The 20,657-nt window shown below is 56.2% G+C and carries 17 protein-coding genes; 9 read left to right on the top strand and 8 right to left on the bottom strand.

The genetic code is table 11. The features are described 5' to 3' along the window. Positions 1 to 35: 35 nt before the first annotated feature. On the bottom strand, positions 36 to 518 hold the full coding sequence (locus tag ACR0D9_RS17865) for a (2Fe-2S)-binding protein (protein WP_209507073.1): 483 nt from the start codon (positions 516 to 518) through the stop codon (positions 36 to 38). 28 nt (positions 519 to 546) lie between these two features. Further along, a complete protein-coding gene (locus tag ACR0D9_RS17860) occupies positions 547 to 1,095 on the bottom strand; it encodes an SRPBCC family protein (protein ID WP_267367516.1) in 549 nt (182 codons plus the stop codon). A 181-nt stretch (positions 1,096 to 1,276) separates the two neighbouring features. On the opposite strand from ACR0D9_RS17860, the gene ACR0D9_RS17855 reads away from it, so the two are divergent. Genes ACR0D9_RS17855 through ACR0D9_RS17845 form a run of 3 tightly spaced genes read left to right on the top strand, consistent with a single transcriptional unit; the run spans position 1,277 to position 5,389 of the window. Then, positions 1,277 to 1,957, top strand: coding sequence for a response regulator (locus ACR0D9_RS17855; protein ID WP_480488693.1), 681 nt, complete (start codon positions 1,277 to 1,279; stop codon positions 1,955 to 1,957). Positions 1,958 to 2,002: 45 nt separating this feature from the next. Next, entirely contained in the window at positions 2,003 to 3,172 is a 1,170-nt protein-coding gene (locus ACR0D9_RS17850) for an FIST N-terminal domain-containing protein (RefSeq protein ID WP_480539689.1), read from the top strand. 3 nt (positions 3,173 to 3,175) lie between these two features. After that, positions 3,176 to 5,389 (top strand): hybrid sensor histidine kinase/response regulator, encoded by a 2,214-nt coding sequence (locus tag ACR0D9_RS17845; protein WP_480539687.1) that lies wholly within the window; start codon positions 3,176 to 3,178, stop codon positions 5,387 to 5,389. Between the two features lie 24 nt (positions 5,390 to 5,413). Here ACR0D9_RS17845 and ACR0D9_RS17840 read toward each other — a convergent pair whose 3' ends face one another. Then, positions 5,414 to 6,358 carry a LysR family transcriptional regulator gene (locus tag ACR0D9_RS17840; protein WP_480488688.1) on the bottom strand — a complete coding sequence of 315 codons (945 nt, stop codon included), beginning with the start codon at positions 6,356 to 6,358 and terminating at the stop codon, positions 5,414 to 5,416. A 129-nt stretch (positions 6,359 to 6,487) separates the two neighbouring features. Here ACR0D9_RS17840 and ACR0D9_RS17835 point away from each other — a divergent pair, with 129 nt between their 5' ends. The 6 genes from ACR0D9_RS17835 (at position 6,488) to ACR0D9_RS17810 (ending at position 15,601) form a co-directional block, all read left to right on the top strand. Beyond that, positions 6,488 to 7,495, top strand: a complete 1,008-nt coding sequence (locus ACR0D9_RS17835; protein ID WP_480484336.1) for a TAXI family TRAP transporter solute-binding subunit — start codon at positions 6,488 to 6,490, stop codon at positions 7,493 to 7,495. A gap of 80 nt (positions 7,496 to 7,575) precedes the next feature. Further along, positions 7,576 to 9,789 (top strand): TRAP transporter permease, encoded by a 2,214-nt coding sequence (locus tag ACR0D9_RS17830; protein WP_480484337.1) that lies wholly within the window; start codon positions 7,576 to 7,578, stop codon positions 9,787 to 9,789. Position 9,790: 1 nt separating this feature from the next. Beyond that, positions 9,791 to 11,029, top strand: coding sequence for an NAD(P)/FAD-dependent oxidoreductase (locus ACR0D9_RS17825; RefSeq protein ID WP_480488686.1), 1,239 nt, complete (start codon positions 9,791 to 9,793; stop codon positions 11,027 to 11,029). A gap of 38 nt (positions 11,030 to 11,067) precedes the next feature. After that, positions 11,068 to 11,808, top strand: coding sequence for an aspartate/glutamate racemase family protein (locus tag ACR0D9_RS17820; RefSeq protein WP_480484339.1), 741 nt, complete (start codon positions 11,068 to 11,070; stop codon positions 11,806 to 11,808). A 135-nt stretch (positions 11,809 to 11,943) separates the two neighbouring features. After that, positions 11,944 to 14,124 (top strand): Tex family protein, encoded by a 2,181-nt coding sequence (locus tag ACR0D9_RS17815; protein ID WP_480488684.1) that lies wholly within the window; start codon positions 11,944 to 11,946, stop codon positions 14,122 to 14,124. A 280-nt stretch (positions 14,125 to 14,404) separates the two neighbouring features. Then, positions 14,405 to 15,601, top strand: coding sequence for an acetate/propionate family kinase (locus tag ACR0D9_RS17810; RefSeq protein ID WP_480488682.1), 1,197 nt, complete (start codon positions 14,405 to 14,407; stop codon positions 15,599 to 15,601). Here ACR0D9_RS17810 and ACR0D9_RS17805 read toward each other — a convergent pair. The 5 genes from ACR0D9_RS17805 to ACR0D9_RS17785 form a co-directional block, all read right to left on the bottom strand. After that, complete coding sequence (locus tag ACR0D9_RS17805; protein WP_480484342.1) at positions 15,598 to 16,365, bottom strand: citryl-CoA lyase; 768 nt, start codon at positions 16,363 to 16,365, stop codon at positions 15,598 to 15,600. The two genes, ACR0D9_RS17810 and ACR0D9_RS17805, sit on opposite strands and share 4 nt — an antisense overlap. Beyond that, entirely contained in the window at positions 16,362 to 17,546 is a 1,185-nt protein-coding gene (locus ACR0D9_RS17800) for a CaiB/BaiF CoA transferase family protein (protein WP_480484343.1), read from the bottom strand. The genes ACR0D9_RS17805 and ACR0D9_RS17800 overlap by 4 nt, the downstream gene beginning before the upstream one ends. After that, on the bottom strand, positions 17,539 to 19,050 hold the full coding sequence (locus tag ACR0D9_RS17795) for a tripartite tricarboxylate transporter permease (protein ID WP_480539685.1): 1,512 nt from the start codon (positions 19,048 to 19,050) through the stop codon (positions 17,539 to 17,541). The genes ACR0D9_RS17800 and ACR0D9_RS17795 overlap by 8 nt, the downstream gene beginning before the upstream one ends. A 1-nt stretch (position 19,051) precedes the next feature. Then, positions 19,052 to 19,534 carry a tripartite tricarboxylate transporter TctB family protein gene (locus ACR0D9_RS17790; RefSeq protein WP_480494105.1) on the bottom strand — a complete coding sequence of 161 codons (483 nt, stop codon included), beginning with the start codon at positions 19,532 to 19,534 and terminating at the stop codon, positions 19,052 to 19,054. 66 nt (positions 19,535 to 19,600) lie between these two features. Continuing rightward, positions 19,601 to 20,581 carry a tripartite tricarboxylate transporter substrate binding protein gene (locus ACR0D9_RS17785; RefSeq protein WP_267366074.1) on the bottom strand — a complete coding sequence of 327 codons (981 nt, stop codon included), beginning with the start codon at positions 20,579 to 20,581 and terminating at the stop codon, positions 19,601 to 19,603. Between the last annotated feature and the right edge of the window lie 76 nt (positions 20,582 to 20,657).

Here is a 20,657-nt window from a genome sequence, read left to right as displayed (position 1 = left end):
GTCCCACGGGCGCAATGTTTACGCCCGCAGCGGCATCATTCCGCAGCGATACTGCCGACGTCCTGGCCTGAGGCGGCCATGATCGCCTTGACGATATTGTGGTACCCGGTGCAGCGGCACAGGTTGCCTTCCAGGTACTTTCGGATTTCGGCCTCAGATGGGCGTGGGTTGTCTTTCAGCAGCGCTGCGGCGCTCATCACCATACCCGGTGTACAGAACCCGCATTGAAGGCCGTGATGATCCTGAAAGGCTTGCTGGATCACGTTCAGCGAACCGTCCGCATTTGCCTGACCTTCGATGGTGCCAACGTCAGCACCGTCGGCTTCGACCGCCAGCATATTGCACGACTTCACGGCCTGACCGTTCACATGTACAACGCAGGCGCCGCACTGGGCCGTATCACAGCCGACATGCGTGCCCGTCAATGACAGTTGCTCGCGCAGAAAGCCGGACAGTAACGTCCGGCCCTCAACCTCGCCGCTGACGGCCTTGCCGTTCACGGTCATTGAAATTTTCATGACTTTCTCCTCCCTGAATTCCAACGGTTCAACCGCCCAATACGCGCTTGAACCAACCTTTTTTTGCTTCGCCGCCTTCACCCTCGGCAGAAGGTTCAGCTTGAACCTGATCCGAGGTTTCCGGATCGGGTGTTTTTTCGGGTTCGACCGCGTTCTGAAAATTTTCAAAGAACCGGTCGGCCATTTTTCTGGCGACGCCATCGATGACCCGGCTGCCCAGCTGGGCCAGCTTGCCACCGACACGTGCGTCGACGGTATAGGTCAGCAGAGTACCTTCGGGCACATCAGACAAACTGACATCGGCCGCACCCTTGGCAAAACCAGCAGCCCCACCCTTACCTTCACCCGAGAGCTTCACGCTTTCAAGCGTTACGATATCAGAAAGGGTAACGGCCCCTTTGAAGGTCGCTTTTACGGGGCCGACTTTCTGCACCACCGTCGCTTCGAATCCGTCATCGACCGAGCCCGTCATTTCCTGACATCCCGGAACGCATTCTTTCAGAACCTCAGCCGACAAAAGCGCGTCCCAGACCTTGGATCGCGGCGCGGCAATGACGCGGCTGTCACTAAGCTCCATTTCTCTTCTCCAGGTGTTTTTTCTTACGCTACGTGGTGTTTTTCGCCCTGCCTATTAGACCTTGGGTGTAGGTGTCGCCGAGCCGATCTTATGTACGACTTTGGGCCAGTAGGCGCAGATTACTTTCGTTGTTAGGATTGGATAAACTGGGGGCAACCTGATTGAAAAAAGGCAATACCAAATGCTTGCAGACTCCGTCGAAAGATCTGGCTTCGAGAAAGTGCTGATCGTCGATGACCACCCCCTGTTTTGCGACGCGCTGTCGATGACCTTGCAAAGCGTGGCGCAGATCGGCGAAATCCATACCGCGGACCGACTGGAAGGCGCGATGGAACTTCTGTCAGGTGGGCTGAAACCGGACGCGGTCATGCTGGACCTCAACCTGCCGGATGTGGAGGGGCTGGACGGCCTTGTCCGTCTGAAGGCTGCTGCGAATGCCCCGGTTATTGTGGTGTCCTCGATGACGGATAATCGCGTTGTCAGTCAGGTGATTCAGGCGGGCGCATCGGGTTATGTACCCAAGCATAGCCAACGCGATGTGTTTCGCCTGGCATTCGAGACAGTGCATTCCGGCAAAGTTTTCGTGCCCGAAGGGTGCGTTCTGATCAATGTTGAAGAGGATGAACACGCCGAGGCGGTCAATCGGCTTGCGACGCTGACAAATCAGCAGGCCCGCATTCTGCAACTGATCTGTGAGGGCAAGCTGAACAAACAGATTGCCTATGACCTGTCCATTGCGGAACCCACGGTCAAAGCGCATGTCACGGCAATCATGCGGAAACTGGGTGTGCAAAGCCGGACGCAAGCCGTTCTGATTGCAAAGAAAGCTTCGTTTGCCAGCGTCTTGCAAGACCACGGCTAAGCGTCATACTCTCACCACATCGTCGCGCTTTAGGGAGGAGGCTCGATGGACCAAGCAGTCGGGTGGGCGACAGCCCGGACCGGTGCGACAGGCATCGTCAAAACGGCTTTCGCGCGTTACGACACCGGGCAGGCGCTTGGGGTGCTCGTACGTCAACTCGGGGCTGAACCGCTTGCGCTGGTGATACTTTTTGTTAGTCCAAACGCGGACGCGGCTGCGGTCATTACCAAAGCCGAGCAGGTGTTTGCGCCTACTCCGGTGGTTGGCTGTACCACCGCCGGAGAACTTGCGGATAGCGGTTATTGCGAGGATCAGATCGTCGCGATTGGCCTGCCACAGTCCCATTTCGACACGCGTACGGTCCTGGTTTCCGATCTGAACGATTTTGAGGCGGAAAGCATCATCAATGAGATGATCCACAACCGAAACGACATGATGGTCACGGCGCCCGACTGGAACCATGAGTTTACTTTCCTGATGATCGACGGATTGTCGACCAAAGAGGATGCGTTGACCTCCGAGTTGGCCGTCGGTTTGGGGCCGGTGCCATTGTTTGGCGGATCGGCCGGTGATGGAACCCGGTTCGGGCGTACCTATGTGCTGCATCAGGGCAAGGCGCTGAGCAATGCTGCCATACTGACTCAGGTTCGTACGCGGTGCCCGATCAAGGTGTTCAAAACCGATCATCTGGTACCAACGAACCGGCGCATGGTGGTGACCAAGGCGGACCCGGCAAAACGCATCGTTCAGGAAATCAACGCCGAGCCCGCCGCGCGTGAATACGCCCGTATCCTTGGCAAGGATCCGGAACAACTGACGACATTCACATTTGCGGCGCACCCCGTTGTTGTGCAGATTGGCGGGCAGCATCACGTCCGCGCCATTCAGCAGGTGGCGGGCAACGGGGACCTCGTCTTTTTCTCGGCCATTGATGAAGGGCTTGTGCTGACGCTGGCCGAACCAAGGGACATGGTCGAGCATCTTGAGGAAGAAATCGGCCTTCTGACCGAGAAACGGCAACCCGACACCATTCTGGGTTGCGACTGCATTCTCCGCCGACTGGAAGCGCAGGAAAAGCAAAAGACCCGCGAAATCTCGGACATTCTGGCCCGCAATCACGTTGTCGGATTTTCAACCTACGGAGAGCAGTACAATTCCATCCACGTGAACCAAACTCTGACGGGTGTTGCTATATATCCACCCGAGAAAGAGTAACGCATGATCGAGCATCTTACAGATCCCACGGACTCGGTTGATCGCCAGAACGAGAAACTTCGCAAGATTGCCGAAGCGCTGATGCGCCGGGTAGAAGAATCCACCGATGCGTCAGGCGCAGCTTATGCGCAGTTTCAGCGCGCGGCCGTGCTTGAACAAGAGGTCCGCGCCCGGACGAATGATCTGGAACGTGCCCTTGAGTTGCTGAACGATTCCAATGCCAGACTGGCACAGGCGAACAAGGACACCGAAGCCGCACGCGCGGATCTGGCCAATGCAATCGAAACAGTGCAAGAGGGGTTTGCCCTTTTCAATCGCGACGAAAAACTGGTGCTGTGCAACAGCCGCTTTGGTCTGCATATGCCTGACATTCAGGAGCGGCTGAGTCCAGGGCTGAGCTTTGCCGAATATGTCGAACTGGTCAGCCGATCAGGGTTCCTGTCCCTGCCTGAAACGATGACACCGACAGACTGGGCCAAAAGCCGTTTGGACCGGCATACGGACGATCATGTGGTGTTCAACGTCCGGCTTGTTGGCAATCGGTGGTCGCAAGTATCCGAACACCGCACGCCGGATGGCGGCACTGTTATCCTGCAAACCGATGTGACCGATATCATGCGGATCGAACGGCAGGAGCGTGACCGGATACTGGATGACAAGGCCAGGCTGATCCGCGCGACGCTGGAACATATCGAACAGGGCGTTTGCATTTTTGACAACAAACACCGTCTGATCGGGTGGAACAACCGCGCCAGCGAGTTGCTGGCCATTCCGATCGCACAGTTTCAGATGGGGACCCGGTTTGAATCGCTGTCCAATCGCCTTGGCACGAACATCAAGTTCCAGAAGGGGGTAACGGAAGCCGATCTGCTGGATTGGGTGACGCGGCAAACTTATCGCCGTCCTCTGCAATTTCAGATGCACCGCGGAAGGTCAAAAATTCTTTCGGTGTTTGCGCAGGAGATGCCGGACCGGGGCTTTGTGATATCCTTCACCGATGTAACCGCAGAACGAAAGTCCGCTCAGGCCTTATACGAAGCCAAAGAGCTGTTGGAACAACGCGTAACATCTCGCACAATGGAACTGGCTGACGCGTTGAACGAGGCCGAGCGTGCAAATGCATCCAAGTCGCGATTCGTGGCAGCAGCCAGTCACGACCTGTTGCAACCTCTTTCCGCGGCAAAGCTTTATGTTGCATCGCTGGGCAGCGGCCTGGATAAAGACGACGCAAAGACCGTTGCAGGCAAGGCTGAAAGTGCGCTGAACAGCGTTGAACACATTCTGGAAGCGCTGCTGGATATCTCGAAGCTGGATTCAGGACGGGCCACCGCGCATTTGTCGACCATATCAGTGAGCACGCTGTTTTCGCAGATGGAAGACGCATTTCGCCCGGTGGCGCAGGCAAAAGGGCTTGAGCTGTCATTTGTTGACACGAACGCGCGTGTGACCAGCGACGCCAGCTATTTGCGTCGGATTTTGCAGAACCTGCTGTCGAACGCGATCAGGTATACCGAGACCGGAAAGGTTCTGGTCGGTGTGCGGCGTCGCAAAGGCGCAATTGCCTTGCAAGTCTGGGATACAGGTATCGGTATCGCGTCAGACCAAAGAGACATCGTCTTTCAGGAATTTCAGCGCCTGCATTCTGATGCCAGCGCCGCAGAGGGTATGGGATTGGGCCTTGCAATCGTGGAGCGCGCCTGTGGGCTGTTGCAACATCCAATCCAGCTGTATTCCGAAGTAGGCAAAGGCACTGGATTCTCAGTCGAAGTGCCGTTGGCGCGGGAAGAGCAGACCACATCCAGCAGCGCCCCTGCGGCCCACGATCCGGGCTCCAAGGTACTTGGTAACACGGTCGTATTGTTGATTGAGAATGATGAAAACCTTCGTAGTGCACTGACCATGACCATCGAATCCTGGGGGGTCGAGGTTTTGGAGAGCGAAAGCGAAGACGAAGCAATCAATCTTCTTCGTGAAATTGACATTCTGCCCGATGCAATAGTTGCCGATTTTCAGTTGAATCACGATAGAACCGGTGTCGACGCGATACATGCCCTGACGAACGAGTTTGGACCTCTGCCCGGCTGCGTTATTTCGGCCAACCGATCACCTGAACTGGCCAGGCGCTGCAAGCGCGCCAATCTGCCTTTGCTCTACAAACCGCTTGATGCGCAACTTTTGCGGTCAACGCTGGAGTCATCGATTGAACAACGCAACTGAGCAGCACTGGGAACGTGTATGTTTTCAGGCGATTTCTGTCTGTGGGTTGGCACCTGTTCGATGCAGCATCGACAAAACCTCAGCCTTCCAGCCGGCTTTGATCTGCAACGCTAGCTGGGACGGAGGCCGGTGGTTCGGTGACAGGATCGCATATTCATACCTCAACGGTTCACTGAAGGGCAAAAACACGACACGGTCGTTTGAAATGTTCAACTCCCGCTCGGTAACGACTGTCAACGGATCGACAATCGTGCAGCATTGGCCCGATCCGACAAAAGGGATAAGCGGCAGAAAATATTGGCAGGTCACCGTTGGTGTGTAATTCGCCGAGACCATCTGAAACGCTTGTCGCACTTTTTCCTGAAACGGATGCGTGTCATGCAGCCCGCCCATTGGAACTCCGTCAAGATCGGATATCATAACGGCGCTTTCTTTCGCCAGGGGGTTGTCTCTGTCCAGCGCGCAAAAACAGTCGCCGCTTATGATCTCGGCTGAGAACTGTGGTTGCTTACCTGTCGGATGTTCAAAATCAGCAAACCCGAAATCGATGTTCTGAGTACCCGCCAGTTCCATAATCTGCGGAGAGCTGCGAGTTGAAAGTGTGATTTGTATATCGGGGTTTCCACCAACTGAACGGCTGATGAAATTCGGAAAGGCAAAAGTGGAAGGGCCTGGCATCGCTGCAATATTCAAGCTACCGGAACTCCCTTTAAGAAGTCCGTGCATCGTACTGGAAATCGTAGATAATCTGTCCAGAATACCAGTGGTTTCCGACAATAGGTAGTGTGCTTCCGGTACTGGAATCAAACGGCGCCCTCTTCGTTCGAACAGGATCAGCCCCAAACTTTTTTCTAGGTTCTTGAGCGCAAGGCTGATGGCCGGCTGTGTCCGGTTCAGCTTTTTTGCGGTTTGAGAGATAGAGCCGCTTTCCATCACCTCACGAAAAACAGTCAATTGAGTAAGGTTCATTCCAAATCCATAAGCCAAACTTCAGTTTAGTTAAATATAACAAATTTGTATTTATGGTAAATCTCCATAGGCTGATTGGATCAGAGTTCGGACAAACCGAATCCAATGATCCAAAACTGGGAGCTTACGATGAGACTGATGAAATGCCTGACAGGTCTGGCTTTGGCAGGTGCTATGGCCGCGCCCGCACTTGCACAGGACCCAACTTTTTTCCGTATTGGCACCGGTGGTGCAGGCGGCACCTATTTTCCGATTGGCGGAACCATCGCAAATGGGATCTCGGCCCCTCCGGGCTCGCGCCCCTGCGAAGAAGGTGGTCAGTGCGGCGTACCCGGCCTGATCGCGATTGCACAATCAACAACTGCGTCAGTCTTTAACAACGCGGCAGTGGAGAATGGCGAGCTTGAGGCCGGTCTGGCCGCCGCTGATGTCACCCGTTCGATGTATCTGGGCGAAGGCAAGTTCGAAGGCAAGCCGCATCCCAAGCTGCGCATTGTGGCAAACCTGTTCCCAGAGGATCTGCATCTGGTTCTGCCCGCAGGTCAGACCATTGGTGACCTGAGCGATCTCAAAGGCAAGCGCGTGGGTATCGCACAGGCGGGTTCAGGCACACAGGTGGCCGTGCTGCAGATGCTGGATGCATGGGGCGTGAACCGCGATAACATGGACGAAGCAGAGCTGAACAACAGTCAGAGCGCCGAGCGTCTGGCCGATGGGCAGCTGGACGCGTATTTCTACGCAGCTGGCTGGCCGGTCGCCGCTATGGTGCAGTTGTCATCGACCAAAGGTATGAACCTGCACTCGTTCAGTGACGAAGACCTTGCTAAGATCAACGAGATCATTCCGGCCTATATCCCTTCCGCCATACCGGGCGGTGTGTATGAAGGGATTGACACCGAAACCAAGACCCCAGCGGTCAGCGCTATGCTGGTTGTGTCGTCGGATCTGTCCGAAGAACTGGTCTATCAGCTGACCAAAGCACTGTGGAACGACAACACCCGAAAACTGCTGGACAACGGTCACGCCAAAGGCAAGCAGATCACAGCTGACACAGCTTTGGACGGAGTCGAAGCACTGGGTGTCCCCCTGCATCCTGGTGCAGAGAAGTTCTACAAAGAAGCAGGCCTTCTGCAGTAATCGAACCTCATTGAAGCCTGTCGTCGGTGCCCCTGTGCGGGGCACCGCACTCTCCTTACACGCGCAATCAGAGGGCCATCATGTCCGAGACCGAAACACGCGATGACCACGACCTGACAGCCGAAGAACTGGCAGCCATCGAAGAACAGTTCGACGAAGGCGCCGCAGTACGTCAGGTTACACCGAACACGGCCAAGGTTCTGCGGGTTGTTGCCCTGTTATTCGCGTCCTATGAATTCTTCACCGCAGGTTTCGGCTTGCCGGCGGACCACTGGCACATGGGCATTTATCTGGCCCTGTTGTTCATACTGGTTTACGCGACCATTCCGATTGTCGGGGCTAAAAACCTATATGCGCTCAAAATCAGCAGGTTTCGTATTGGGAACGTCCCGCTTTATGACCTGGTATTCATGGCATTTGGCATCGTTGCGGCGCTTTACGTTGGATTTGCCTGGCGCGGTATTCCCTTTCTCGGGATCGAGGAACAGACTTTTCGTATGGGTAATCCCAACAATTACGATGTCTTTCTTGGCGTGGTTATCATTCTGCTGGTACTTGACATCGCCCGTCGCACGCTGGGTTGGGTGCTGCCGCTGATTATCTGCGTATTCATCTCTTACGCTCTGCTTGGTCCTTATTTTCCCGGTTTGTTGCAGCATCCCGGTGTAAATTTCAAAACCTTCGTGTCGTCGATGTACTTTCCGCAGGAAGGCATCTATGGCGTCACGCTTTGGGTCGTTTCGACCATAGTCTTCCATTTCGTTTTGTTTGGTGTGATCGCGCAGCGCACCGGGTTGGGACAGTTGTTTATCGACAATGCCACCATTCTGGCGGGTCGCTATACAGGTGGCCCGGCCAAGGTATCGGTCGTTTCATCGGCATTCTTTGGAACGATCTCGGGGTCTTCAGTCGCCAACACGGTTTCAACCGGAGCGCTAACCATCCCGAACATGAAACGCCTGGGTTATCCGGGCCATTTCGCGGGCGGGGTCGAGGCCGCTTCCTCGGCGGGCGGCCAGATCACCCCGCCCATCATGGGAGCCGCGGCCTTTATCATGGCCGAGTTCCTGGAGGTGCCTTACACCACTATTGTCATTGCGGCGATCTTCCCGGCGCTTCTGCACTACGTGGGTGTCTTTGCAGTTGTGCATCTGATGGCGCGCAAGCTGAACCTGAAGGGTCTGACGAAAGAGCAATTACCGCAGCTTAAAGCTGTCTGGGCTGAAGGTTGGGCCAATATCGTGCCCCTGATTGGCCTGCTGGTGGTGCTGTTTACCGGTTACACGCCATTCATGTCGGCCTTCTGCGGCATATCGCTGGCGGTGATCGCGGGTATGTCGCGTATCAAGCAGCCACCAACGCTGATTTACGCGGCGGCGTTTCTGGCCTTTGTGTTGTGGAAATTCTCGGATGGCGGGTTCGACCTGACAATGACCGCGATACTCTGCGCGCTGTCTGTGACAGCCACACTGAACCCACAAAAACGTATCGAGGTGCCCGAGATGCTGGCTGCTGTCGAACTGGGCGTAAAATACTCGCTGGCGGTGGGTGCCGCTGCCGCCGCTGTGGGTATCGTTGTGGGTGTGATCAACACCACCGGTATCGGCTTTCGTATCGGATTTATGGTCACGCAAGGGGCAGGCAATCTGGCGGCGGATCTTTATAATATGATCTCGTTCGGCAGCTTCCAGCTGTTTGCAATCGAAGACCTGCAACTGTTCATCTCACTGATCTTCATCGCTGTCGTCTGCATCTTGATGGGGGCGGGTATTCCAACCACCGCGCTTTACATCATGCTGGTTTCTGTCGCGCAGCCCGCGCTGGCTCAGTTGGGTGTTCCGCCCATCGCAAGCCACCTGTTCGTGCTTTACTACGGTGTGGTATCCGAAATTACACCTCCGGTCTGTACCTCGGCTTATGCGGCAGCTGCGATCGCCAACTCAAATCCGTTCCGCACCGGGCTGTCCGCGTTTACGCTCGGGTTGGGCAAGGTGATAGCGCCGATGGCATTCGTCTATGCGCCGGTTTTGTTGTTCGTGTCTTCCACTGGGTTTGATTTTTGGGAATTCACATATACTGCGACAAGCTGCATAGCGGGGGTCATCGCTCTGTCCGCGGCGGTCGTCGGCTATTGGCTGCAACCGCTCAACGTATTGTCTCGTATTCTGATTGCCTTTGCCGGGATCATCTTCGTGGCACCCACGTTAACGGCAGACCTGATCGCGCTGGCAGTGGCGTCACCCGTGATCGTTGCGCAGTTGATCGCCCGCACCCGAACTCAAGCAACGGCCTGACATGTCTGAACGTGTTACCATAATCGGCGCCGGGATCGTCGGCATCTGCTGCGCGCTGTCATTGCAGGAACGTGGCAAAACCGTGCGGTTGATTGACCGGGGAGAGCCCGGGCAGGAGACCTCATTCGGTAATGCTGGTGTCGTCTCGCCATGGTCAGTGATCCCCCAAGCGGTTCCCGGTATCTGGAAGGCAATCCCCCGGATGCTGCTGGACCCCAAAAGCGCCTTGTCCGTCAGGGCCTCGTTCTGGCCGAGGATGGTCCCTTGGGGCCTGAGGTTTTTGAAAGCATCTGATGAACGATCGGTCCGCCGAATCTCGGATGCGATGGAGCTTCTTTGCAGACCGTCGATAGAGTTGTATCGACGTCATTTGCAGAACACTGGTTATGAAGACCTGATTGTCGATTCCAACTACATCCATGCTTTCCGACACCCGAATCAAGCTGACCTGAAGGCGCTGGGATATCTGATCCGACAGGAGAAAGGTGGGCAACTCGAGAGGATCGACGGCCCAGAGTTGCGCCGAATTGAACCCGCTCTATCCGAGGATTTCGAAGCAGCGATCCTTATCAAAGGTCAGGCACGGATTACATCACCCGGTCAGATTGGCGCGGTTCTGGCTGAAAAAGCGCGCCAACAAGGCGCTGAGTTTATTCGGGCCGAAGTTCGAAAACTGAACCGTACCGACGAGGGGCGGTGGCATCTGACAACCCAGACCGATACGCTTCAGGCTGATACAGTCATATTGGCTGCAGGTGTGTGGTCTGCCGAGCTTTTGAAACCTTTGGGTCTGTCTGTGCCGCTGGCTGCTGAACGCGGGTACCATGTTCAGTTCCCCGCACCTTTGGCGAGCCTTCAGAATTCGGTCATGGATGTGGATGCCAAAGTGGTTGCCAGTTCGATGCAGGGCGGGCTGCGTGTGGCAGGCACCGCCGAGTTTGCGCGTGTAGATGCCCCGCCCGATCCACGAAAACAGGCGTTACTGACGCGACAAGCCAAGGCAATGATACCGGATCTTAATACCGCCGACACGCAATTCTGGATGGGGCGCCGCCCATCGTTTCCAGACAGCTTGCCTGCCATCGGGCCGATTGACGGACATCAGGGATTGTTCAGCGCTTTCGGTCATTCCCACTATGGCCTGATGATGGCGCCTAAAACCGGAGAGCTTGTGGCCGATCTGGTAGCTGGACAGCGTCTGAACATCAGTCTGGACCCATTTGCCTTGTCGCGGTTTTAAAACACGCGAAGCGACTTCTCGAGAAGGATCACAACGTCATGCCGATCTACCCAGGTGGACAGAATATCTGCGGGGCATCCATCGGAGTTTTGTGCCTGGAAAGCTATTTCCCCAAACCTCCGGGCCATATCAAAAACCCATCGAGTCTTCCGTTCCCGGTGCTGTATGAGATGATTGAAGGCGTCACAGTACCAAAGCTGCTGAACAACCCGACACCAGAGTTGCTGGAGCCCTTCATCAAAGGCGCGCAGAGGCTTGAATCCGAAGGTGTGCGGGCCATCACTGGCAGTTGCGGGTTTCTTGCATTGTTCCAGAAAGAGCTGGCCGAAGCCGTGTCCGTGCCCGTTTTTGCCTCAAGCCTGATTCAGGTGCCGCTGGCTTATTACATGACCGGTGCCAGTGCACCGGTAGGAGTGATAACCGCCGATTCCTCGGCGCTGACGCAACGCCATTTCGATGGGGTTGGGGCAGGAGATATCCCCGTAGCTGTGCAGGGTCTTGAGAACACGACCGAGTTCGCCGAAGTCATCCTGCGCAATACGCGCACCCGAATGGATACCGATCTGATTGAGGCTGAAGTTCTGAATGCTGTACGCAAACTGAAACGCGATACACCGGAAATCCGTTCGCTGGTACTGGAATGCACCGATCTACCGCCTTACGCGGCCTCAATTCAGAAGGAATTGAGCCTGCCGGTTTATGATCTGGTGACCTTGGCACATATGGCCCATTCGGTAAGCACGCGTAGCCCGTATCGCGGACTTATGCCGTGGGTTTGATGTGGACACTGCCTGGCGTGCTGACTTGATGAACAGCCAAACTGAAACGGCCTGACTGCGGAGTGAACCAAGGGTCTTCCCCTTGCCGAAACGGCTGGTTAAGAAGTTCTTCCACCGTCGCTTCAGGAGGCACCATTGGACCGTATCGCCCGCACTATCGCCACCGAGATTAAGGCACGTTCCGAGCAGGTCGGTGCCGCGATCAAGCTACTGGACGAAGGAGCAACCGTGCCTTTTGTCGCCCGATACCGGAAAGAAGCAACCGGAGGATTGGACGACACCCAATTGCGCCTGCTGTCTGAGCGGCTGACTTATCTGCGCGAGCTTGAAGCGCGGCGTGAAACCATTCTGAACTCGATCAAGGATCAGGGCAAACTGACCGACGATCTGAGTAAATCCATTGCGCGCGCGGAAACCAAAGCGCAGTTGGAAGACATTTATCTGCCGTATAAGCCAAAACGGCGCACCAAGGCGATGATTGCACGCGAAAATGGGCTTGAACCTTTGGTTGACGCTATTCTGGCGGACCGCAACTGCGACCCTGAAATATTAGCCGCGGCGTACCTCACCGAGGCGGTAACAACGACCCGGGATGCTTTGAACGGTGCGCGGGATATTTTGACCGAGCGGTTGACAGAAAACGCCGCTCTGCTGGGCGAATTGCGCAGTTTCATGCAGCACGAGGCTCTGCTCAGCGCAAAGGTCATAGAAGGCAAGGAAAAGGACGGCGCCAAGTTCAGTGACTACTTTGACCATTCCGAATTGTGGGCGGACGTGCCGTCACATCGGGCATTGGCGATGCTGCGGGCATCCAAAGAGGGCATCGTCACGCTGGATATCGCGCCTGAACCGGAGTTTGGTGCCGCGCGGGCCGAGACGATTGTCGCCGCCCATCTACAGACACGTGGCACTGGGCTAGCAGACGTGTGGTTGCGCAAAGTCGCGGGCTGGACTTGGCGGGTGAAACTTTCGCTGTCCATGATGGTCGAACTGATGGCTGACCTGCGCAGCCGGGCGCAAGACGAAGCCATTCAGGTCTTCTCGCGAAACCTCAAGGATCTGCTGTTTGCCGCACCGGCAGGTGCCAAGGCGACCTTGGGTCTGGATCCGGGCATTCGTACGGGCGTAAAGGCTGCTGTTGTTGATGCGACCGGCAAGGTTGTCGCCACCGACACCTTGTACCCGTTTCAGCCGAAGAATGATCTGCGAGGTGCACAGGCCAGTATCCTCAATCTGATATCAGCTCATCGGATCGAACTGATCGCAATCGGGAACGGGACGGCCAGCCGTGAAACCGAAAGGTTGGTTGCAGACACTCTTGCACTTCTACCCAAGACGGTGAAAGCACCAACAAAAGTGGTGGTGTCAGAAGCTGGCGCTTCGGTTTATTCCGCATCTGAACTGGCTGCGCGCGAATTTCCTGATCTGGATGTCTCGCTACGTGGCGCGGTCTCGATTGCGCGCCGATTGCAGGACCCCTTGGCCGAGCTGGTTAAAATCGAACCGAAATCCATTGGTGTTGGCCAGTATCAGCATGATGTGGATCAGCATCGCCTGTCACAGTCGCTGGATTCCGCGATCGAGGATGTGGTGAATGCTGTCGGGGTTGATCTGAACACCGCATCTGCCCCTTTGCTGTCACGCGTGTCTGGTCTGGGTCCGGCGCAGGCCGAAGCGATTGTCACCCACCGTGACCTGAATGGGCCCTTCCTATCGCGGAAGGATTTGCTGTCCGTCGCCCGCCTTGGACCACGTGCGTTCGAACAATGCGCCGGTTTCCTGCGCATCAGGGACGGTTCAGAGCCTTTAGACGCGTCTTCAGTGCACCCCGAAGCCTATGACATTGCGCGCCGGGTCGTTGCCGCCTGCGGTCGCGATATCCGTCACATCATGGGCCATGATGGCGCGTTAAAGGGGTTGCGGGCGGAACAATTTGTAACTCAGGATTTCGGCCTGCCGACGGTTCGGGACATCTTTGCCGAACTTGAAAAGCCCGGACGCGACCCCAGACCCAGTTTTGTCTCCGCATCTTTCACCGATGGCATCGAAGAAATCACCGATCTGAAACCCGGAATGGTTTTGGAAGGCACAGTCACCAACGTCGCCGCTTTCGGCGCTTTTGTGGATATCGGCGTGCATCAGGATGGGCTGGTTCATGTCAGCCAGCTGGCGGACCGGTTTGTCAAAGATCCGCATGACGTGGTTAAAACCGGGCAGGTGGTTAAAGTACGTGTCGTCGATGTTGATGTCGCGAGAAAACGCATTGGGTTGACCATGCGAAAACAAGGGGGTGGAGGAAACCGTCGCGGAGGATGAAGTGAACTTTGCTTCGGAACCCGTGTTTGACAGCGTCAGCTTAGTGCCTTGCACGTGTTCCAATCCATGATTACGACTAGGTTGGCAGGAATGAAGGTGATGTTGGCACCCCGGAAAAAAATGGGCTGAACGATCTTTTCTTCCATGGAGATTTGCAAAGACCAGGGTTTGTAGCGGTTGGCTGGCTCGTAGTCTTGGGTAATGTCTTAAACTCAACCTTGTACCAGAGCGGATCAGTAAACCTTAGGAACTTCACCTTTTCGCAAACCAGAGGATATGCATGACACATGTCGTGACCCTGAATGCCGGATCGTCTTCGATGAAGTTCGGCCTGTTCGAACTGACAGAAGACGATCCAGTCATGGTGTGCGCCGGTGTGGTCGAACGGATCGGTGAGCCTGAGCCAATCGTCAAGGCGCGGTCATCTGGTGGTGGAGTTCTGGCGAATGGCACGGCAGGCGATATTCACGACCACGCTGCTGCCCTGGACTGGGTACTGAACCTGTTGTCACGGGCCTTCCCCAGTTGCGAGGTCACCGCGGTTGGGCATCGTATTGTTCACGGCGGACCCGAGATCGATACGCCTTTGCCGTTGACTGCCGCTGCTTTGGAGGAGTTGGACAAGCTTTCTCCGTATGCACCTCTGCACCAGCCGCACAACCTGGCTGGCGTCAAGGCAGCTATGGAACGCTTTCCAAATGCCGCCCAGATTGCCTGTTTCGACACGGCCTTTCATCGCAACCACCCCTGGGAGAACGACGTATTCGCCCTGCCGCGCGAGTATTACGACAAAGGCGTCCGGCGCTATGGTTTTCACGGGCTTAGTTATGAGTACATTTCGGACCATTTGGCCAAAACCGCACCGCTTTTGCACGCGGGGCGGGTCGTGGTTGCGCACCTGGGCAACGGTGCGTCGATGTGTGCCATGATTGGGGGGCGATCCGTCGGTTCTACCATGGGGTTTTCGTCGTTGGACGGTCTGCCGATGGGATCCCGTTGCGGTCAGCTTGATCCCGGTGTTTTGTTGTATCTAATGGATCAGGAAGGGTTGAGCGCCTCAGAGATTTCCGACCTTCTGTTTCGCAAATCAGGGTTGCTGGGTCTTTCGGGACTTTCAAGCGACATGCGCACCCTTGAAAACGCAGATACCCGCGAAAGTCGACAGGCCATCAGCTATTTCACGTTCCGCATCCGCCGCGAACTTGGGGCAATGGCCGCAATATTGGGCGGTATTGATGCCTTGATCTTCACAGGTGGTATCGGAGAAAACTCGCGTCTTGTACGTGATAGGGTATGTTCTGGAATGGGGTGGCTGGGGATTGAACTGGATCCCGATGCCAACGCGGACAATGATCGGATCATCTCGACAGACCTGTCCCGAGTGGTCGCCATGGTTATCCCGACAAATGAAGAGCTGGTTATTGCCCGTGCGGCCGCCGATCTGTTGGCAAATCGGTCCCATCGGAAAAGCGCTTAACCCGGCTGATACGTCCAGCGATACGAGGGTGGGGTAGGCCCTTTGTTGCGACCACCTTGCTGCATCTGCTCCCAGGCATGTGCCAGAATACCTACTGATCGGGACAGGCAGAAAAGGCCGCGCGCCAATGGTGGCGCAAACCCAAGCTCGGCATAAATAACTGCGGTTGCGCCATCGATGTTCATCGGGACGGGTTTACCCTTACGCCGCGCAAGTTCTGCCTCGATTTGCTGCGCAATTCGCATGAATTGCCCATCGCAAGCACGGGTTTTCACCGCTTCGGCGACCAAATCCATCAGGCGCGGCGCGCGGGGGTCTGTGGGCGTGTGAAACCTGTGTCCAAAACCCGGAAGTATCTTTCCGTGGCTTTCGATCCACGCATCGATTGCCTGCGCCAAAGTGCCAGGGTAATGGCCCATAAAGTGGTAGAGTTCCACGGCCTGCTCGCCAGCCCCTCCATGAATGTCGCCCAACATGTTCACAGCGCTCGCCATCGCGTTGTTGAGAGGCAGGCCACAGGTAACCGCCATGCGCGCGGTTGCAATCGACGGTGCCTGAGGACCGTGGTCGACTGCCGCGACCAGCGCGGCTTCGAACAATTGGGCCTGCGCTTTTGATGGGCGGTCGCCGCGTACCATGAACCAGATCATCTCCGCAAAACCAAGGCGTCCGATCAGGTTTTGAATCGGCTCCCCGCGCAGGTCTATCCGGCCAGGTTCCATATCGATGATGGATGTTGCCCACCAATCTGACACATCGCTCATATGATCCCCTCTCTGCTCAGCGCGTCGACTTCCGCGTCGGTCAATCCGATTTCGGACCACACCGCCTTGTTGTCGGCCCCAAGTTTTGGTGGCGCGATTTGCGGCATTCGCCGGGCGCCATTCATTACGACGGGACTGCCTGCAAGTTGCATTTGTTCGCCGTGAACCAACAAAGAGCCAATCAGACCGCGATCGGAAAGTTGCGGGTCTGCAAGGGCCTCGGGCACGGTCAGAACTTGTCCTGTCGGTACCCCCAATGCGTTTAATTCACTCACCCACTCGGCCGCGGCCTTCGTCTTTAGGGTGCGTTCCAGTTCTGTACGTAAGGCGTGGCGGTTTGTTTTGCGATCTTCACGCGTTGCGTAGTCGGGGTTGTTCAGCAGGTCATCCCGCCCGAGACAGCGGGCAAGTGCCTGCCATTGCTCGTCCCGATTGGCCGCGATGTTGATCGGGTTGTCCCGCGTGGCAAATGTACCTGAGGGGGCCGAGGTTGTGTTCTCATTCCCATGCGCTCCGGGCGTTACGCCACCCACCAGATAATTTGAAACAACCCAACCCATCGTCGAAATCACGGCTTCGGACATCGCAACATCCAGATAGGTGCCGCGTGGGTTGGCGTTCAATGCCGCCGCGACTGCAAAGGCGGCCGTCATCCCCCCGACCGTGTCCGCCAACGGATAACCGACGCGATACGGTGCCGTGTCGGGGGCTCCGGTGATTGACATCACGCCGCTGATACCCTGCACAATCTGGTCATAAGCCGGATCGCCGCGCCGGGGGCCATCCTGCCCGAACCCGCTGATGGCGCAATAGATCAGGTTGGGATTGGAGTTGCGCAAAATTTCATACCCTAGACCAAGACGATCCATTACTCCGGGCCGGAAGTTTTCCACCAGAACATCAGCTGACTGGACAAGGCGTTTCAACAGCGCCTTGCCCTTTTCCGATTTCATGTCCAGCGTGACAGACTTTTTCCCGGCATTCTGCGCCAGAAAACTGATCCCCATCCCCGCCTTGTTTCTAGCGGGATCGGCACCCAGAACGCGAGCAAGGTCGCCACCATCGGGGCGCTCGACCTTGATCACGTCGGCACCCATCAATGCCAGTTGGTAGCAACAATACGGACCCGCGAGGACATTGGTCAGATCGAGAACCCGTATTCCCGCCAGCGGGTCAGTCACCTTCGGCAACCCCTTCCGCCCGGGCCTGTGCACGGCGCGCGCGGTAGCTGGGTAGTAGCACCAGAAGCGCCGCAATAACCAACAGACCCAGCGTCATCGGGCGTTCCCAGATAAAGGCGATACCATCGTACAACTGCATGGACCGTGAGAAGTTGTCTTCCATCATACCGCCGAGGATGAAACCGATCAGCAGTGGTGCCAGTGGGTAATCAGCAAATTTCAACGCCGTTGCGCATACCCCAAAACCCACCAGTATCAGCAGTTCGGTTGCATTGTTCTGCCCGATATAGGCCCCCATCAGAGTAAAGAACAAAATAAAGGGGATCAGATAGTTGCGCGGCACCGAGAGTACTTTGGCTATGTAGGGGATCAGCGGCAGATTCAGGATCAGAAGCACCAGGTTGCCAATGAACATGGACATGATGACCGCCCAAAAGATCTGCGGGTCGTCCAGCATAAGGCGTGGGCCCGGTGTCACATTCAGAGCAATCAATGCCCCAAGCAGGATTGCCGTCGTTCCCGATCCGGGAATGCCCAGGGTCAGCAGCGGCACGAATGAGCCTGTACAGGCGGCGTTGTTCGCCGTTTCAGGCGCGGCCAGCCCTTTGATCGACCCTTTGCCGAATTCGTCCTGCTCGGCTTTTGGGGCGATGTTACGCTCAACCGCGTAGCCCAGAAAGCTGGCAATCGTTGCGCCCGCACCCGGCAGAACGCCGATGAAAAACCCCTGTATAGACTGGCGGCCAATCACTGGTGCAATGGCTTTGGCTTCCTCCCTGCTTATGCGCAGGTCCTTGATTTCGCCTTCTTCCCCCTTAAGGTCCTTGGGTTTGAGGACAAGAAACAGCGCCTCGGGTAATGCGAACATGGCCATTGCAAGTGTGATAAAGCCAAAGCCTGACTGCAAATCCATGATGCCCATGGTGAAACGAGGCATATTGAACAGTACGCCTTCACCGACGGTGGCCATAATCAATCCAAGGATTGTCATTATGATAGCCTTGGCAACCTGACCTGTTCCCGCAAAGGCTGCAATGGCCGACAAGCCGACAACCATCAGCGCGAAATACTCGGCTGAATGGAAAAGCAACGCAACAGAGGACAGGGCAGGGGCGAAGATCATCAAAAGCAATGCGCCTAACGTACCGCCTGCAAAACTTGCGATTGCGGCAATGGTCAGGGCTTTGCCCGCTTTGCCCTGACGGGCCATCGGGTAGCCGTCAAAGCTGGAGGCGACGGTACCCGCGACCCCCGGCGCATTCAGCAGAATAGAAGAGGTCGAACCACCAAAAATGGCGCCATAATACACACCGGCCAGCAAGATCAGCGCGGCGGACGGATCGCCCATGGAAATTGCCACCGGGATCATGATGGCGATGATCGACATCGGGCCCAGACCCGGCAGCATTCCGATGAATGTGCCAATCAGACAGCCCGCGACGACCATCAGCAGATTTTGCAGTGAGAATGCCGTTTGCAGGCCTATCAGAAGTCCTTCAAGCATGTCAGCCTCCGAAAATGCCGGGCAAAGGGCGCATGTAAATGCCAAGGACTTCCTGAACCAGATACCAGACCGTACCTGTGGCGACCAGGGCGACGGGCAGCATGATATGCCATTTTCGTTCACCCAGGATAAAAGATCCAAAGATCAGGAAGGCCGAAGTTGAGATCAGGAACCCGACGGGGCGCAGGCATAGCGCATAGACGACCATCAGAACCAACAGCATGATCGCCTGACCAAGATGGTAATCGCCCAACCGCCGATAATCGATTTCAGGTTCGCTGGGTTCAGCTTTTTCGAAACCCAGCAGAATGATCGTGGCCGTGATGATCCCCAGAATAGACAGCACTTTGGGGAAAGTGCTTGGCCATATGGGGTTTCTTTGCATGAAAGGGGGCAGACTACTGTCCATCGTGAACCAAGCGGCGTAGCCATATGTTAAACAAATACCCAGAAGAATGAGCGCGATCCAGCGATCCAGCGCCATGAGACCCCCTCCTTTTTTTCGTCGTCAGGGATGGCAGAGCGGGTTACCGCTCTGCCCTAGTTGGATTCAGAGGAAGCCCAGCTTTTTCATCAGATCACCGATCTGTTGTTCCTGCTGCTCAAGAAATGACCGGAAATCATCGCCCGAGTTATGGATGTTCACCCAACCGTTGCGTGCACGAACCTCTTCCCATTCCGGGGTGTCGTACATCTTGGCAATCGCGGCCTGGTAGGCTGCAAGCTTGTCCTCGGGCAGACCCGGGGCCGCAAAGAAGCCACGCCAGTTCACAAAGGTGGTGTCGATGCCCTGTTCTTTCATGGTCATCGCGTCTGGGGCGGCATCTACGCGATCTGCCGATGTGACGCCGATGATTTTGACTTCACCTGCGTTGGCCAGATCGACGGCTTCAGAGAAACCTGTAGACAGCGCTGCAATCTCACCGGACAGAAGGGCAGCCATGGCTTTGCCACCCGCATCATATGGAATGTACTTCACGCCAAGCGCATCTTTTCCGGCCGCTTCCATCACCATGGCTGCGACCAGGTGGTCCATGCCGCCGGGAACCGAGCCACCGCCGATGGCCGTGTTGCCCGGGTCGGCGTCGAAGGCTGCCAGCAGATCACTCATAGAGTTGATGGGGCTGTCTTTGCCGACAACAATGGCTGCGTAATCACCGATCGTACCCGACACCAGCGTCAGGTCGCGGAAGTTGTGAGGGAACACGCCAGTCAACGAACGGATCACGATTGGCGTGGAGTTTACCATCAATGTCCCGTGGTTGCTGTCGGCGTTTTCAATCAGATAGCCGATGGCTTTGCCGCCACCACCGCCTGACATGTTTTCATAAGACGCGGTGCCCACAAGACCGGCGTTCGTCAGCGCTTCGCCGGTGCCGCGGGCGGTACCGTCCCAACCACCACCGGCGCCGCCGGGGATCAGAAAGTGGATGCTGTCCACTACCTGGTCTTCAGCCAGAACAGGTCCTGCAAGACCTACTGCAGCTACAGCTGCGATAAGGGCGCGACGGCCCAGTGCGAATGTTGTCATGATGTCCTCCCATTTGACAACGGGCCGCATGGCGGCTCAGATTGGGAAGAACAAAAACACACCAACCTGACATCAA

The organism is Ruegeria sp. AK11, assembly GCF_056541095.1.
The sequence above is the reverse complement of the archived record's forward strand: the minus strand, read 5'-3'. Positions and strand labels throughout refer to the sequence as shown.

Bases quoted from the DNA above. Each gene is read 5' to 3' on its own strand.
- ACR0D9_RS17855 (WP_480488693.1), top strand. From the start codon at position 1,277: ATGCTTGCAGACTCCGTCGAAAGATCTGGCTTCGAGAAAGTGCTGATC.
- ACR0D9_RS17810 (WP_480488682.1), top strand. From the start codon at position 14,405: ATGACACATGTCGTGACCCTGAATGCCGGATCGTCTTCGATGAAGTTC.
- ACR0D9_RS17860 (WP_267367516.1), bottom strand. From the start codon at position 1,095: ATGGAGCTTAGTGACAGCCGCGTCATTGCCGCGCCGCGATCCAAGGTC.
- ACR0D9_RS17845 (WP_480539687.1), top strand. From the start codon at position 3,176: ATGATCGAGCATCTTACAGATCCCACGGACTCGGTTGATCGCCAGAAC.
- ACR0D9_RS17850 (WP_480539689.1), top strand. From the start codon at position 2,003: ATGGACCAAGCAGTCGGGTGGGCGACAGCCCGGACCGGTGCGACAGGC.
- ACR0D9_RS17840 (WP_480488688.1), bottom strand. From the start codon at position 6,358: ATGAACCTTACTCAATTGACTGTTTTTCGTGAGGTGATGGAAAGCGGC.
- ACR0D9_RS17830 (WP_480484337.1), top strand. From the start codon at position 7,576: ATGTCCGAGACCGAAACACGCGATGACCACGACCTGACAGCCGAAGAA.
- ACR0D9_RS17820 (WP_480484339.1), top strand. From the start codon at position 11,068: ATGCCGATCTACCCAGGTGGACAGAATATCTGCGGGGCATCCATCGGA.
- ACR0D9_RS17835 (WP_480484336.1), top strand. From the start codon at position 6,488: ATGAGACTGATGAAATGCCTGACAGGTCTGGCTTTGGCAGGTGCTATG.
- ACR0D9_RS17790 (WP_480494105.1), bottom strand. From the start codon at position 19,534: ATGGCGCTGGATCGCTGGATCGCGCTCATTCTTCTGGGTATTTGTTTA.
- ACR0D9_RS17865 (WP_209507073.1), bottom strand. From the start codon at position 518: ATGAAAATTTCAATGACCGTGAACGGCAAGGCCGTCAGCGGCGAGGTT.
- ACR0D9_RS17825 (WP_480488686.1), top strand. From the start codon at position 9,791: ATGTCTGAACGTGTTACCATAATCGGCGCCGGGATCGTCGGCATCTGC.
- ACR0D9_RS17785 (WP_267366074.1), bottom strand. From the start codon at position 20,581: ATGACAACATTCGCACTGGGCCGTCGCGCCCTTATCGCAGCTGTAGCT.
- ACR0D9_RS17795 (WP_480539685.1), bottom strand. From the start codon at position 19,050: ATGCTTGAAGGACTTCTGATAGGCCTGCAAACGGCATTCTCACTGCAA.
- ACR0D9_RS17805 (WP_480484342.1), bottom strand. From the start codon at position 16,365: ATGAGCGATGTGTCAGATTGGTGGGCAACATCCATCATCGATATGGAA.